The sequence below is a fragment of the Paenibacillus sp. FSL F4-0097 genome, assembly GCF_038593125.1.
GTDB classification, from domain to species: domain Bacteria; phylum Bacillota; class Bacilli; order Paenibacillales; family Paenibacillaceae; genus Paenibacillus_AQ; species Paenibacillus_AQ odorifer.
On sequence record NZ_CP151965.1, the window covers coordinates 3,936,776 to 3,951,564 of the forward strand.

General features: G+C 43.0%; 12 protein-coding genes. 4 read left to right on the forward strand and 8 right to left on the reverse strand.

Translation table 11 applies throughout. The features are described 5' to 3' along the window. Window positions 1-272 precede the first annotated feature (272 nt). Window positions 273-1,028 carry a DeoR/GlpR family DNA-binding transcription regulator gene (locus MHH86_RS17660; protein ID WP_076275415.1) on the forward strand — a complete coding sequence of 252 codons (756 nt, stop codon included), beginning with the start codon at window positions 273-275 and terminating at the stop codon, window positions 1,026-1,028. 84 nt (window positions 1,029-1,112) lie between these two features. On the opposite strand, the gene MHH86_RS17665 is transcribed toward MHH86_RS17660, so the two are convergent. The 4 genes from MHH86_RS17665 to MHH86_RS17680 all read right to left on the reverse strand — a co-directional run bounded on the left by MHH86_RS17665 (window position 1,113) and on the right by MHH86_RS17680 (window position 6,539). Further along, window positions 1,113-1,754 carry a methyltransferase gene (locus MHH86_RS17665; RefSeq protein WP_076275408.1) on the reverse strand — a complete coding sequence of 214 codons (642 nt, stop codon included), beginning with the start codon at window positions 1,752-1,754 and terminating at the stop codon, window positions 1,113-1,115. Window positions 1,755-1,937: 183 nt separating this feature from the next. Next, window positions 1,938-2,831 (reverse strand): phosphogluconate dehydrogenase (NAD(+)-dependent, decarboxylating), encoded by an 894-nt coding sequence (gene gnd, locus MHH86_RS17670; RefSeq protein WP_036688068.1) that lies wholly within the window; start codon window positions 2,829-2,831, stop codon window positions 1,938-1,940. A 71-nt stretch (window positions 2,832-2,902) separates the two neighbouring features. Beyond that, a complete protein-coding gene (zwf, locus tag MHH86_RS17675) occupies window positions 2,903-4,438 on the reverse strand; it encodes a glucose-6-phosphate dehydrogenase (RefSeq protein WP_036688070.1) in 1,536 nt (511 codons plus the stop codon). Window positions 4,439-6,356: 1,918 nt separating this feature from the next. Beyond that, window positions 6,357-6,539 (reverse strand): hypothetical protein, encoded by a 183-nt coding sequence (locus tag MHH86_RS17680; RefSeq protein ID WP_143763725.1) that lies wholly within the window; start codon window positions 6,537-6,539, stop codon window positions 6,357-6,359. A 173-nt stretch (window positions 6,540-6,712) separates the two neighbouring features. On the opposite strand from MHH86_RS17680, the gene MHH86_RS17685 reads away from it, so the two are divergent. Then, window positions 6,713-7,600 carry a fructose bisphosphate aldolase gene (locus MHH86_RS17685; RefSeq protein WP_341144533.1) on the forward strand — a complete coding sequence of 296 codons (888 nt, stop codon included), beginning with the start codon at window positions 6,713-6,715 and terminating at the stop codon, window positions 7,598-7,600. 383 nt (window positions 7,601-7,983) lie between these two features. Here MHH86_RS17685 and MHH86_RS17690 read toward each other — a convergent pair whose 3' ends face one another. The 3 genes from MHH86_RS17690 to MHH86_RS17700 all read right to left on the reverse strand — a co-directional run bounded on the left by MHH86_RS17690 (window position 7,984) and on the right by MHH86_RS17700 (window position 11,016). Beyond that, complete coding sequence (locus MHH86_RS17690) at window positions 7,984-8,346, reverse strand: DUF1304 domain-containing protein (protein ID WP_341144534.1); 363 nt, start codon at window positions 8,344-8,346, stop codon at window positions 7,984-7,986. A 160-nt stretch (window positions 8,347-8,506) separates the two neighbouring features. Continuing rightward, window positions 8,507-9,340 (reverse strand): hypothetical protein, encoded by an 834-nt coding sequence (locus tag MHH86_RS17695; protein ID WP_036688074.1) that lies wholly within the window; start codon window positions 9,338-9,340, stop codon window positions 8,507-8,509. A 92-nt stretch (window positions 9,341-9,432) separates the two neighbouring features. Next, window positions 9,433-11,016, reverse strand: coding sequence for a glycoside hydrolase family 43 protein (locus MHH86_RS17700; protein WP_076275424.1), 1,584 nt, complete (start codon window positions 11,014-11,016; stop codon window positions 9,433-9,435). A 121-nt stretch (window positions 11,017-11,137) separates the two neighbouring features. Between MHH86_RS17700 and MHH86_RS17705 the strand changes: the two genes are divergently transcribed. Continuing rightward, window positions 11,138-11,995 (forward strand): AraC family transcriptional regulator, encoded by an 858-nt coding sequence (locus MHH86_RS17705; protein ID WP_076100068.1) that lies wholly within the window; start codon window positions 11,138-11,140, stop codon window positions 11,993-11,995. 7 nt (window positions 11,996-12,002) lie between these two features. On the opposite strand, the gene MHH86_RS17710 is transcribed toward MHH86_RS17705, so the two are convergent. Continuing rightward, window positions 12,003-13,457 carry a glycosyl hydrolase family 28 protein gene (locus tag MHH86_RS17710; RefSeq protein WP_339825504.1) on the reverse strand — a complete coding sequence of 485 codons (1,455 nt, stop codon included), beginning with the start codon at window positions 13,455-13,457 and terminating at the stop codon, window positions 12,003-12,005. Window positions 13,458-13,669: 212 nt separating this feature from the next. On the opposite strand from MHH86_RS17710, the gene MHH86_RS17715 reads away from it, so the two are divergent. Beyond that, window positions 13,670-14,776 carry a glycoside hydrolase family 88 protein gene (locus tag MHH86_RS17715; RefSeq protein ID WP_051491557.1) on the forward strand — a complete coding sequence of 369 codons (1,107 nt, stop codon included), beginning with the start codon at window positions 13,670-13,672 and terminating at the stop codon, window positions 14,774-14,776. The last annotated feature ends 13 nt before the right edge of the window (window positions 14,777-14,789 follow it).

Genomic DNA, 14,789 nt, shown 5'->3' on the forward strand with positions numbered 1-14,789 from the left:
GCGCCTCAGGCTGGCCTCTGAATCGCAACTGGGCCGGCTCTGGTATCTTTCAAATCTAATTACCACTACAGGACTTCTTTTCTCCTTCATCGTATGCCTGCGAATCTTTGTTGTCAACATTTTAAATATTATTTATGTTGTTTTTGTTTGTTTTATATCCGTTTTGTGAATATTATTGGAAAACAAACATGATTCTACGTTGATTTTATTGCAAAACACAGATATTTGGAGCTATGATTAAGGAATATACAGATTTCGGAAAGGTGATCCCTATGCTTGCAGCTGAAAGACGCAAAAAAATAATAGATCTTGTTCATCAGGATAAACGAGTATTAGTCTCTGATCTAAGCCGGATGTTTGAAGTTACAGAAGAGACGATACGCAGAGATTTGGAGAAGCTGGAGAAGGATGGCATTCTGAGCCGAACCTATGGCGGGGCCATGCTGAATCGTCACACGAACGAGGATTTGCCTTTTGTTACACGCAATGCGCTGAATACAGATATCAAACGGGGAATCGCCCTCAAGGCGCTCGATTTAATCAATGATGGAGATACGTTAATGGTGGATCCTAGCTCCACAGCCTTTGAGTTTCTAAAACTGCTTGGCAATAAAAACAATCTGACCATTATCACGAACTCGATTAATATTTTGCATGAGTTCTCGAATTCAGGGATGGATATCATCTCTACCGGTGGTTCTTTACGTTACCGATCCATGTCACTCGTGGGTCCTGTAGCACATGACACCATTCAAAGATACAATGTGGACACTGCGGTTATCAGTTGTAAAGGAATTGATATGGAGCGAGGCATCACAGATTCTAATGAACCGGAGTGTGAGCTCAAGAAATATATGCTACGTCAAGCTAACAAGGTCATACTCCTGGCCGATCACACCAAATTCGATAAGACCGCCTTTACGAAGCTGATCGAGCTTGGCCAAATCGACTTTTTGATCACAGACCGCCAGCCTTCTGAGGCTTGGTTGAAGCGCCTGAACAAAGAGAATATTGAGCTTCTCTATTGATCGGGCTCAAATGCCTTCGGTGCCCAATTAAAAATGCCGTTCCCCAATGAGTAATGGGTGACGGCATTTGTTGTATAAAGATGATTATCTTTTTGTATAAACCTGAGAGATTGGGACTACGTTGACTGTTGATTTGGGATTTTCGCGTTGCACTTGCGTTGTGGTTTTTTTCCTGCAAATATATACAAGCGCTGGCGGAAAATTCAGCAGCACCCACTTCGTGTGTAGGATCTCAAAATGCTGGCTCAACTCTGTTTTCATCCGCGGAAAATATTCATAGGTTATAAACCACCCTCCTTCTTTTAAAGAAGAAATGATCTGTTCCATAAACCTAGTGCGGTCTGGCTTCGAGAAATTCATCAAAGACAAACTACTCACGATACAATCCAGCTTCTCCAGACTGCTGTTATGAAGCGCAAGACGCAGCCGGAGACAATCGTTGTTGCAGAAACATCCGGGGAATTCCTCTCTTAATTGCCTGCGAAAATCAGGATCTATTTCAAACAGAAAAACATTCATACCGGTCTTTTCTCCACGCGGAATAAACCTTGTGATTGCACCAGTCCCCGCACCTAACTCAGCCATAGAATGCACTTGGTTCCAAGGCACTGGATCAAGCAACTTCTGGGCCAGCCAATGTGAACTGGGAGTCACACTACCATATTGTCGGGGCGCATGCAGAAATTTATTTAGAAAATGAAGTCGCTCACGAATTCCACTTTGCATGAAATCTCCCCCTTGCTTCCTAACTTCCCCTTCTACCCCTAAAATATGTAAACTGCATTAAATTCGTACTCCATCTATACTTCCCATTATCTATTCCCCCTAAAATAAAAAGCCCAAATTTCTCCGCAACATAAATTGCGAGAAATTCGAGCTTGTAAACACTCAATTCAGAGTCGGCCAATTTTATTTAGTTTCCACAGCATGTCCGCCGAACTCGTTCCGCAGTGCAGCAACTACTTTACCAGTGAATGTGTCGGTCTCAAGGGAACGGTAACGCATCAATAACGCCATTGCGATGACCGGAGTCGCTGCTTGTAAATCAAAGGCGGTTTCAAGCGTCCATCTGCCTTCACCAGACGAATGCATAATGCCCTTGATCTCATCTAGTTTAGCGTCTTTCGAGAAGGCACGTTCCACCAGTTCCATCAGCCACGAACGGATTACAGAGCCGTGATTCCACACCCGAGCTACTTCCTCAAAGTTGTAGTCAAATTCACTCTTTTCCAGAACCTCAAAACCTTCACCGATCGCAGCCATCATGCCGTATTCGATACCGTTATGCACCATTTTTAGAAAATGGCCGCTACCTGCTTTACCAGCATATAAAAAGCCGCTTTCTACAGCTGTATCACGGAAAATAGGCTCCACAACCTCCCAAGCTTCGGGATCTCCGCCAACCATGTAACAAGCGCCATTACGCGCCCCTTCCATACCACCAGAGGTACCTGCATCCATAAAGTGAATTCCGTGCTCCTTCAATTCCTCATACCGACGAATCGATTCCTTATAATGCGAGTTTCCTGCTTCAATAACGATATCACCTTTAGACAACTGTGGAGTGAGTTCAGCGATTACAGAATCAACGACCTGATGCGGAACCATGATCCAAATGATTCTTGGCGTTTCCAATTGCTGCACCAATTCAGGAAGCGTAACTGCTCCACTAGCGCCTTTAGCTTTCATTTCTTCTACAGCAGGTGCATTCAGATCAAAAGCAACAACCTCATGTCCATGATCCAGCAAATTTTGACCCAAATTAAAACCCATTTTTCCTAACCCAACTAATCCTACTTTCATGTAAATTCCCTCCGATTTATAGATTCTTATGATGTATTTTAGCTAAATTGGCAAAAAAAACAGGCAGGGGCTTAAGCCCCTGGCCGTATAGATTCCTGCGCTGCTGCAACTTCTGCTTGAGCGTCGAGAACATCTGACTCCTGATCTGCATCATCAAACCACCAGCGGTCTTCACCCAAAAGCTCCATAGCCGCATTTGGACCATAAGAACCTGAAGCATAGGTATGAAGTGGCATTAGCCCCTCCTCCATAGCTTCCTGGATTGGTGTAACCCATTGCCATGACAGCTCGACTTCTTTCCAGTGAGCGAAGAAAGTGGCGTCACCACGAAGCGCATCAAAGATCAGATTTTCGTAAGCTTCTGGTACGTCTGAAGTTCCGGCTTCATAAGTAGCGAGGACAGGTTCAAGTTTCCCTTTTTGCAGCTGATCCTTCGTATTCAACTGAAGCGTAATGGCTTCATTTGGACCGATCTCGATGATGAGTAGATTTGGAACGTCATTCCCTTTATTTTTGTTATTGTTATCATTAAACGGTTCTTTAAATTCTATAACAATTCTTGTTGATTTCTCTTTCATTCTCTTGCCGGTACGGATATAGAACGGAACTTCATTCCACAATGGATCATCTATAAACAAACGCGCTGCAATAAACGTCTCATTTTGTGAGGATTGGCTAATTCCTGGTTCATCTAAGTATCCTGCAACAGATTTACCTTTAATTTCACCTTCAGCATATTGTCCGCGGACAACGTATTGATTAACCTCGTCTTTACTTAACGGAATGAGGCGCTCCATGACATATCTTTTCTTCCCGCGGATCTCTTCAGGTGTACTGCCTTTTGGAAGCTGCATCGCCATCATCATGAGCAATTGCAGCATATGGTTCTGGAACATATCACGAAGTGCCCCAGCTTTATCATAATAGCCTGCCCGTTCTTCAACGCCAACAATCTCACTCGCCGTAATTTGCACATTTGCGATATAACGATTTTTCCACAGTGCTCTAAGTACAGGATTTGAATATTTTAGAACTTCCAGATTCTGAACCATTGGTTTACCCAAGAAATGGTCAATTCGGAAAATCTCTTCTTCTGCAAATACGGCATTCAAGCTGTCATTTAACTCTCTTGCTGTTTGCAAGTCTGTACCAAAAGGCTTCTCAATAATCAGACGCTTCCAGCCCTTCGTCGATCCCAGACCACTGGAGTGAATATTGGCGGCAATTTCCTTGAAAAACTCAGGACCCACCGATAAATAGAACATCCGATTCTCCGGAATGTTAAAAAATTGCTCACGACGTTTAACGTGCTCCAGTAGCTTAAAATAATCTTCTGTATTACCTACATCTAGAACGCTATATTCAAAAGCTTCTAAGAAAACCTGCAACTGTGGAGATTCTACTGCCGGTTGTCTAGAAAATGTCTGCAAAGATTGCAGGACTTGCTTACGGAAAGCTTCAGTTGAAACTTCTCTTCTTCCTAATCCAATCACTGAGAGAGGACCTGAAATTTGACCATCTAAAAAGAGGTTATATAGTGCAGGATAGATTTTACGTTTTGCTAAATCTCCTGTAGCGCCAAAAAGCACAAATGTTGATGATTCCACTTTCATTCCTCCCGCTATTATATATTATTTATTAACTTACTTTTAATTACTAGCATACTCAGTAGAATCAATCATACGACTGATATTTTTATTCGTCAACCTCATTTCGACATTTACGAAAAGTTATTATTTTCACAAAGCTTCAAATTGGTAATTATGATTAATGTCACACCAATTATCTTATTGGATTATTCATATTAAATTACTAGGAAATAATCCGCGAGCAAGTTAACAACCCGCTCCCAGCATGGGTTTAGGTGCTCTAACTTTACACACTCTGATTTAAAATTCTTCATACAAAGCTGTTTATAACATGATCAAAATTCCCAGTCGCCTAAATGTGATCATCCTTCCACTGTGTTTCAAACTAACTTTAAGTAATTGACTGGATTGGTCTGGCGCGCCTCGAAGAAGACTATGCGATTTGATTCCAAGTTTGGGAATTAAGCATAAAAAGTGACTACTTCGAGGAATATTATCAGAGAATACTTCGAAGGAATTTTCACTCAGCATTTCGGAATGACTTGGAGTCTCCCAAGAGGACAATATGTTGTAAAGAGTACCTTTGGGAACGAGTTGAGGTTTGCTAGGTGAACCCTGTGAATGTCTTGAAGTTTGCTAGGTGTGCGCTTTGGGGGATCACTTTAAAGTTCGCATAGAGCGTCTTTAGTTTCTGCTTGGAGTAACATTTATGTTTGCCCGCATCTCCGACTGCTGCGAGATCGGACCTAACAAGACCTTATTCGTCGATTCTCACTCGTCTGCGTTGGCTGCATGTCCACACCATGGAGGGGACGGACTCAGGTGGCCTCAAACGTCGATTCGTTCTCATCAACCGAGGCTGTATGCCCACACTAACTATGGGTTCGGACTCAGGTGACATTATACGTCGATGCTTACTCATCTGCCGAGGCTTTATCTCCACACCATGTATGGTCCGGACTCAGGAGACGCTATTTCGCAGATTTAGGTCATTTCGCCATACTATCGGACTCAGATGCAGCTATTCGACCAAATGTACGCCTCTTTGGAGCAAAAACTTGGCAATAAGAGCTATGCGGTCCGATACTCCTGAAAAATGCTCCAAAAACACCAAATAGCTGCAATACAGTCCGAACGATGATGTAGTATCGTCAATAGTGGCTAGTCGGACTTAGTTGACCTCAAACGTCGATTCGCACGCGTATGCCGAGGCTTTATCTCCACACCATGTATGGTCCGGACTCAGGAGACGCTATCTCGCAGATTTAGCCCATTTCGCCATGCTATCGGACTCAGATGCAGCTATCCGACCAAATGTACGCCTCTTTGGAGCAAGAACTTGCCAATAAGAGCTATGCGGTCCGAAACTTCTGAAAAATGTTCCAATAACACTAAATAGCTGCAATACAGTCCGTTACGGTGTGTATTATCGTCAATCTTGGCTAGTCCGGACTCAGGTGACCTCAGACGTCGATTCGTACTCGTCAGTTGAGGCTTTATGTCCACACTAACTATGGGTTCGGACTCAGATGACGCTATACGTCGATCTTAATCGTCTGCTGAGGCTACCGTCCTCGCCATCGAAAGTCCGGACTCAGGAGACGCTATTTCGCAGATTTAGCCCATTTCGCCATGCTATCGGACTCAGATGCAGCTATTCGACCAAATATACTCTTCTTTGGAGCAAAAACTTGGCAATAAGAGCTATGCGGTCCGATACTCCTGAAAAATGCTCCAAAAACACCAAATAGCTGCAATACAGTCCGAACGATGATGTAGTATCGTCTATCTTGGCTAATCCGGACTCAGATGACGCTATATGTCGATTCTTAATCGTCTGCTGAGGCTACTCGTCCTCGCCATCGACGGTCCGGACTCAGGAGACGCTATTTCGCAGATTTAGGCCATGTTGCCCTGCTATCGGACTCGGATGCAGCTATTCGACCAAATCCACTCTTCTTTGGAGCAAAAACTTGGCAATAAGAGCTTTGCGGTCCGATACTTCTGAATAATGCTCCAAAAACACCAAATAGCTGCAATACAGTCCGAACGATGATGTAGTATCGTCTATCTTGGCTAATCCGGACTCAGAAGACCACACACGTCGATACCACGTCATCCTCATAGAACAGCCGGACCCAGAAGTCCTTATATCGCAGATTCAAAACTACTCATGACGAACTAGTTACCTGCCAAGTTTACAATGCCATTTGTTTAGAGCCGGTACATTAAGTGTTATAGTTAATGAACATAAGAATTTTCATTCAGTTCACGAAAGGAAGGAGAATTTTCATGAATATGGAGCAATGGGAACGAATTCGGACGGGACAGGGATTTATAGCTGCCTTGGATCAAAGTGGTGGCAGTACACCAAAAGCGCTGCTGCAATATGGTGTTGCAGAGGACAGTTACTCTAATGAAGATCAAATGTATGGGTTGGTTCACGAGATGAGAACGCGCATTATCAAGAGCCCTGCATTTGATTCTAAGCATATACTGGGTGCAATCTTATTTGAGAACACAATGGATCGTTCTATAGACGGTCAATATACTGCCGATTTTCTATGGGAGAAAAAAGGGATTGTGCCTTTCCTGAAAATCGATAAAGGGCTTGCCGACCCTGAGGACGGAGTACAACTAATGAAGCCTATTCCCGGCTTGAATGATCTTCTGAAGCGGGCCAACGAACGTAACATCTTCGGTACAAAAATGCGCTCGGTGATTAAAGAGGCTAACCCTGCCGGTATAAAAAAGGTGGTAGAACAGCAGTTTGAAATCGGCAAGCAGATTTTAGCAGCGGGACTCGTTCCTATTATCGAACCGGAAGCTGATATCCACACTGCTGATAAAACAGCTTCAGAGAAGCTGCTAAAAGAAGAACTATCGGCCCAATTGTCTACGCTGGGCAAAGACGTGAAGGTCATGCTTAAGCTCTCCATTCCAACGGAGAATAATTTCTACCGCGAATTAATGGATGATCCTCACGTTTTGCGAATTGTCGCTTTATCAGGCGGTTACACACAAGCAGAAGCAAACGATAAGCTCGCCCATAATCAAGGGTTGATTGCCAGCTTCTCACGTGCGTTATCGCAGGGACTAAGCGCTGGACAATCAGAAGAAGAGTTTAACGCGCTCCTCTCCAAATCTGTAGAAGCGATTTATACAGCATCTATTAAATAAGATCCTCATTTAACCAGCACATAAAAAGAGCTGTTTCCCGACAGGTGATCCCTGCTGGGAAGCAGCTCTTTTTTATGATAAGGTTTTACTTTTAAAGTCTAGAACTTTCAGATTAAACGCCATTTCGTCTACTCTTTCAGCCCACACAAGCATGCAATAGGTTTGCTAAAGTCCCCCTTTCATCTTATCTAAAGGCCGCACCTTTACCTAAAACATATTAATCTACCACTTCTCTGTTGTTTCTCGGTACACCATCCATAATTCCTGTTTTTAATCCAGCATATTTCCTTACCCAATAATTTCTTGATCTTACGCAAAAAAGGCTTCCACCACGCATGTATGCGAGTAGAAACCCTACTAAAGTCCACTACTTCTATGTTATCTTAAATCGAAACCACGAAGATTAATGCAATTAAAGCTGGAAGACCTTGCATAAACAAAATAGACTTTTTCACCGTCAGTCCGCCATATAATGCCGCCACAATAACTGTTGCCAAGAAGAAGATTTCAATTTGATGGCCGAAATTTACATTCGGATGAACCAATCCCCAAATTAAACCTGCCGCCAAAAATCCATTGTATAACCCTTGATTCGCGGCCAGAGTTTTAGAAGCATCCGCAACTTCCTGTGTCATTCCAAAGACTCGAAGCCCTTTTGGCTTTGACCAAGCGAACATTTCTAAATAAACAATATAGATATGTATTAACGCAACAACACCGACCATAATATTAGCTACCCATACCATCAAAATAACCACCTTTATTTAATTTGTGTACAATTTAATTGTATCATACTAAAATTAAAAAGTGTATACAGAATCCCATAAACAATTCGAAACTAAAAAAGAATAGCCATAATCTTCAAAAAAAGACTATCGCTATTCCATACGTAATGTTTATGAAATTCTAAAATATTTTTGCAGCAATATAAACGGTCACGCTATTGTAAAAACCATAATGAGAGCCATTGCTCCAGACGAAATTGCTAGGATCTGAAATTGCTGTGTTTTGAGAAGGTTGATGTCCATGTTTCTCTGACCATAGACCTGAGCTATTTTGAAGCATGAAGTGGTAATCAACGTTATCCTCAGGAATATCGACTTTACCATTCCCATTTGAGTCGATCCACCCCACTCTAAGTGCAATACGATGTTCATCGGAATTAATCGCTGCAGTTCGGCCCGGAAGTATCCGCCAACCTGGCTTAAAATATAAAGGATTCGTATTGCCATCTTGAACCACAAGACCAGCAGTATAATACACATTAGTAAAATAGGCAGGATCTCTGACATTTGAGACCCCGTCTCCATCACCAGGGTTGATTGCCCCTGGAAATCTTAAGGCATAACCATAACAGTTAATTCCATAGCTATTTTCGGCTGTATACGGCCATGCATGACCATAAGCGGAAGATAGGGTTGCTTGCGGAGAATCAGGTTCAAAAGTAGGTGTTATTAGCTCCGGTGCCAACAATTCATTATTTATAAGGTTGTCATCTGCTGGGGGCACAAAGCTTGAAGACTCTTTGAGTTCTCCAACAGTAGTAACATTTCCTTGTGTGTCCACAATAATCGTATCGTCGCCTTTCCATTCTCCAACCCAAGCCTTTTCCGGTCCAGAAGTTTGGACTTCTTTCAAATTACTCACGTCGACGTCGATGGGTGCGGCCATTGCAGCAGAGGACAGGGCCAGATTCAGCAAGAGTGTGCAGGTTAATACGACTTTATAAGTCTTTTTCAAAATCACAAACATCCCTTTCTATGTAAGATAAGTAAAAATTAACATTTTATCCTAAAATAGAATATGAAGAATGTTATGGTTTTTTTGAACACCTATAAAGCTTTATATTCAAAATAGTCAAAATAAGCCGGCTTCGCTTGCTGATCCAAATCCTGAGCACATACCCCGACATAGGAACCGGTAAAGCCGAGCTTACCGCCATATTCATCCGAAAGCGTGCCAAAATCTAAGGGAGTACAGACAGCTGTCCAATTCACCCCATCTGGAGAGGCATAAAACAACAGATCACGTCCATGAATTTCCGCCTTTAGATAATAACGATCCCAATTCTTCACAGATAGCTGCATAGAGGAAATCTCATCGTATTTGCCACCTCTACACAGCACAACGCCCAAACTAGTTCCACGGATCTCATCTGCGGTAACACGCAAATAATAGTAATCACTGTCATCATAATAGAGGACTAGTCCAGCCATTTGCAGGAAGCTATCCGGCTCGAATTCCAGACAGGTTGTAGCTGAGCATTCAAAATGTTGAATCGGCCGGGCAATTAAGCTCTGATCATGCAGTGAAGCTAACGACTCTCTACCGCGCAGACGAAGAAACCCTGGGCGTTCCTTCAAGCTAACCCAAGATTCATCAAAGGGCACACGCAAGCTTTGGTATGGAAATCCAAGAACCTCTCCATCAAAATCATCTCTGTTTGGCAGCTCCTCAAAAGTGAATATAGGCAGTTCAGGAGCCATTGTCTCCAATGCAGGCAGCTTCCCTCCGTGAGCCAATCGCAACCAGCCATCCTCTGTCCATTCACAGCGTTGAATAGCAGTTTCCCGGCCTAACGGATTCATCGTTGACGTTCCCGGAATCGGACGTGTGCATAAATGTGCCATGTACCAGTCCCCATTCTGAGTCTCTACGAGCGATCCATGACCTGCTTGCTGAAACGGGTAGGTCAGATCATGCGCCGTGGTCATAATCGGGAAATCCGGATCAGTCTCATAAGGACCTGTGAGGCTTCGGCTTCTAGCTAAGGTAACCATATGGTTGATGCCGGTGCCCCCTTCAGCTGTCAGTAAGTAATAGTACCCATCCTTCTGGTACAATTGCGGACCTTCGGTCACTCCGATAGGTGTCCCTTTATAAATTTCATGGATAGGTCCCGTTAATTTGCCAGTCTCCGGGTCATATTCCTGCATAATGATGCCAGAGAAGTTATTGTGATTTTTACGGAAATCCCAACGCATATTAAGCAGCCATTTGGTCCCGTCCAGATCATGGAACAAAAATGGATCAAACCCGCTGCCATTAAGTCTAACCGGCTCACTCCACGGACCCATGATATCAGTCGCTGTAATTAAATAGTTATGCAGATCTTTATATACACTTTTGCGAGATTTCACATCTGTAAATAGCAGATAGAACACGCCTTGATCATAAGAAAGCGCTGGTGCCCAAATGGAACCAGAACTTACGTTACCACGCAGATCTACTTGTGAGGCTTCTGTCAGAACACGTGAAATGGAATACCAATGGACTAGATCCTTGGAATGATGGATTTCTACACCTGGAAACCATTCAAAAGTAGATGTTGCGATATAATAATCATCCCCTACTCTAATAAAAGACGGATCTGGATGAAAACCTGCCAACACCGGATTAACAATTTTTCGCTTCATAATGTTACCCTCCACTACCGGATTTTTCATAGTTTAACGTATTTATTGTATCGCTTTCATAATAATTAAAGTTATAATGGGATATAAGAAAATGTTTATATTTTGTCATCTTGGAGGGCCTATGAAGCAGTTGTTCGAACCTGTTGTTTTTGAAGAACACAAGACCTTGATTTGGGATTATAAAATATATACCGACGACTATTACAAAGGTTATTATCACTGGCATCAATGCTGCGAAGTCATGTTCGTGTATGGCGGACAGGGAAACGTTGTTGTGAATCAGCAGATGTACGATATTCGCAGGGGAATGTTATTCTTTTTCCAGCCCTATCAGCTGCACCGGATCTATTCTGAGGTTTCTCCCGAGTGTCCTTTTGAACGAACCATCTTCTACATTGATCCACATGTTGCTGAGCACCTGCTGGAGGGTTTTGCGAAAAGAAAGGCTTTATTCACAGCGCTTTGGCAAGGAAAAAATACACATTGTGCCTTTGATCTTAAGGACCACGTTGAGTCTGTGGAGTGGATTCTGGAGCATTATAATCACAATAAAAAAGTCAGTCTGACTGAGGATACCGAAGACATTTCACTGTTAATTCTTCAATTATTGAGCAGTATAGGAACTGAAGATCAGCATGTATTCCAATCAGGAGAACGGCGAACCTTGCGCTATTCTGAGAAAATCATGAGTTTTATCGAAGAGCATTATCATGAGGAGGTTAATCTGAATCAGTTGGCTGAGGAGATTCACTTGTCCAAATCCTATATCTCCAGAATCTTTCATCAGGAAACCGGAGGAAGGCTTGTTGATTATCTGACTGCCCGCCGGATCAAACAGGCCTGCCGCTTGTTAGGAACGACAGACCTGCCTGTGGAGCAAATCGGAATCACTGTTGGTTTTCCAAATGCCTCTTATTTCAATCAACTGTTCAAAAGAGTCCTAGGGACGACTCCATTAAAATATAGAAAAAGTAATTAGATCTAATCTACACAACCGTATTTTTTTCAGTAACGAAGAGTATATTTTTAGCAAAATGATTAATATCTATCAGCTCTGGGCGGGGGGCGTCCATCAGTTCACCATTGAACCTTAAATTGACAAAGGTCACATTTTCAACAGCTCTCTCTTCGTCATATCCATAAATTCGTGAAGGGTTGGCCGTCCCGCTATAGCTGATGTCTCGAAATGTAATGTCCCGGATGCTTGTCCCCGGCTCTGGATTGTAGTCCTTGTTATAGACCACTCGCACATCAATTAGCTGCCCCTGCTCAATACGTTCCACACGTATATTCTCATATAGAACATTACATACCTTATTTCGATCCCCGGCATTAATCGCCAGTGCCCCCCAATAATTCTCTTGCGGTTCGTGATGATTCAAGATATCAATATTCGCAAAAACAATAGACTCAATTACGTCACCATTCCGTTCATGGTCACCATGAGTGCCAATCATCAATGGATGAGCAACATCCGCCCACAGAATAGAATCACGAACGCTAATATTGCGGGTATCCCCATAAAAATCCCATCTTGAGCCATAGATAGCAATACAATCATCAGAATTACGCATAAAAACATCCCGGATTCTAATCTCAGAACTAGACATGATATCAATGCCATCAGACCAACCGCGAGTGCTAAACGATTTGAAATTATCAATCACAATCTGCTCAGACTGCCCGATGAAAATGCTATAATGTGGCGGATCAATCACGGTAATACCTTCCACATTTATAGATCGTGAAAAAACAATTCGTATCCCTCGAAAGGCCGAGAATCGATGAAAATCCGCAAGATAAATTACACCGCGACCACGAATGGATACATCATGAACTCCCTCGCATACCAAGGAACCTACAAGCACTGAACCTCCGGCAAGATACACCGTGGTTTCCGAAGGGACCGGCAATACTGTTTCTTCTATATAATGTGTGCCCGGAGCGAAATAAAGCACCTTCCTCTTTTCACGAGGATCAGCAGCGGTATTATCCAGCAGACGTAAAAGATCAGGTTTCCGGTGTATACCCGGTTGGACTACTAAGACATTAGCATCCTCTGGTTGAGGGGCATCCTTCTCCTTAGGGTTAGTAAATAAATGCAGATTCCGAAAAATATCACCGTTGATCTCAATCGATAACTTTTGCGGACCCGTTAGTTTAAACAAAATGGTATTTCCATGATGTTCGTAAGTGATCCCTCGCGAAGCCGGAGCAATGTTCACACAATCAATCTCCGTATAAAGACAGGTGACTTCAACTTCTACTGTACCTTCCAGATCAAAATAAGCCATGGATGCAGGACGTACCTCATGCATATCTACCTTAACCTCGTAAATAAACAAGCTATGCCATTCTCCTTCAGGCTGCCGTACTCTGACCTTATAATCCTCACGTCCCGGGAAATCTTTAGGTGCTTTATATACTTGTAAATCATCCACTTTACCATCCTCCTGTTCATTTAGATTGTATCGCTTCTAACACCGATAAAGTTTTAATGTGTTATGCAGAAATGTTTGTATTTTGTCAGTTATAGATTAAAAGCCTGTTACAACATGACAATAATCAAACATTTCCTTATATCAAAACACAACTTTCCTGAGCTTTAGAAAGCTATACTCATAACATCCTAAATACACTGGAGGCAGTAACAATGACAAACCCTTATTGGCAAGAGATCATGGGTAGACTCGATACAAAAGTAGAACGTATGATAGAGCAGATCGGTGATAAGTGCCCGCATTTCGCCGGAAAAGATGGCAAATTTGATGATATTGGTTCAGACTGGTGGACTACAGGGTTCTGGCCTGGACTCCTCTGGATCATGCATGATATGACCGGAAAAGACCTTTACAAGGAGGCCGCTTGGCATTGGGACGGTACCTTGGAGGAATGGTTTATTAAACCAACGGTTGAGATGCATCACGATGTGGGATTCCAATTCCTACCGACAGCTGTAATCAAACATACAATTACAGGTGACGAAGATGCCCTGCGCAGAGGAATTGAAGCGGCGAATTTCCTCGCTGCCCGCTATAATCCTGTAGGTAAATTCATCCGCGCATGGAATGAAGATAAATACGGCTGGGTAATTATCGACTGTATGTTAAATATCTCCCTGCTGTTCTGGGCCAGCAAAGTGACAGGTGATCCCCGCTATAAGCATATTGCAATTAACCACGCCGAGACGACGATGCAATATGGCATACGTGAGGATGGATCCACCAAACATATTATTTCTTTTGATGCAGAGACAGGTGCTTATATTGAGAATTTTGGCGGTCAAGGCTACTCGGCTGAATCCTCTTGGAGCCGTGGAACGGCTTGGGGACTGTACGGCTTCATCAATACTTATCGCCACACTGGAGATGAACGTTTCCTGAACACTGCTAAACGGATCGCACATTATTTCATCTCTGCTTTACCCGAGGATCAAGTCCCTTTTTGGGATTTCCGCCTAGAGGATGACACACGGATGTTTCGAGATAGCTCTGCAGCCTCTATAGCCGCTTCAGGATTATTAGAGCTTGCAGATATCGTACCATTAGGCGAAAAAAGTCTATATGCAAATGCAGCGGAGCGAATTCTGCGCTCACTGACTGAAAATTACGCAACCTGGGAGCAGCCGGAGCATGAAGCGATTTTATTGCACGGAACTGGCAGTGGCGATTCCTTCATTGATGTATCCCTGATCTATGGAGACTACTATTATATTGAGGCTATCGCTAAATTAAATGGCTGGAAGCATCGAATCTTCTAATTGTAGATAGTTA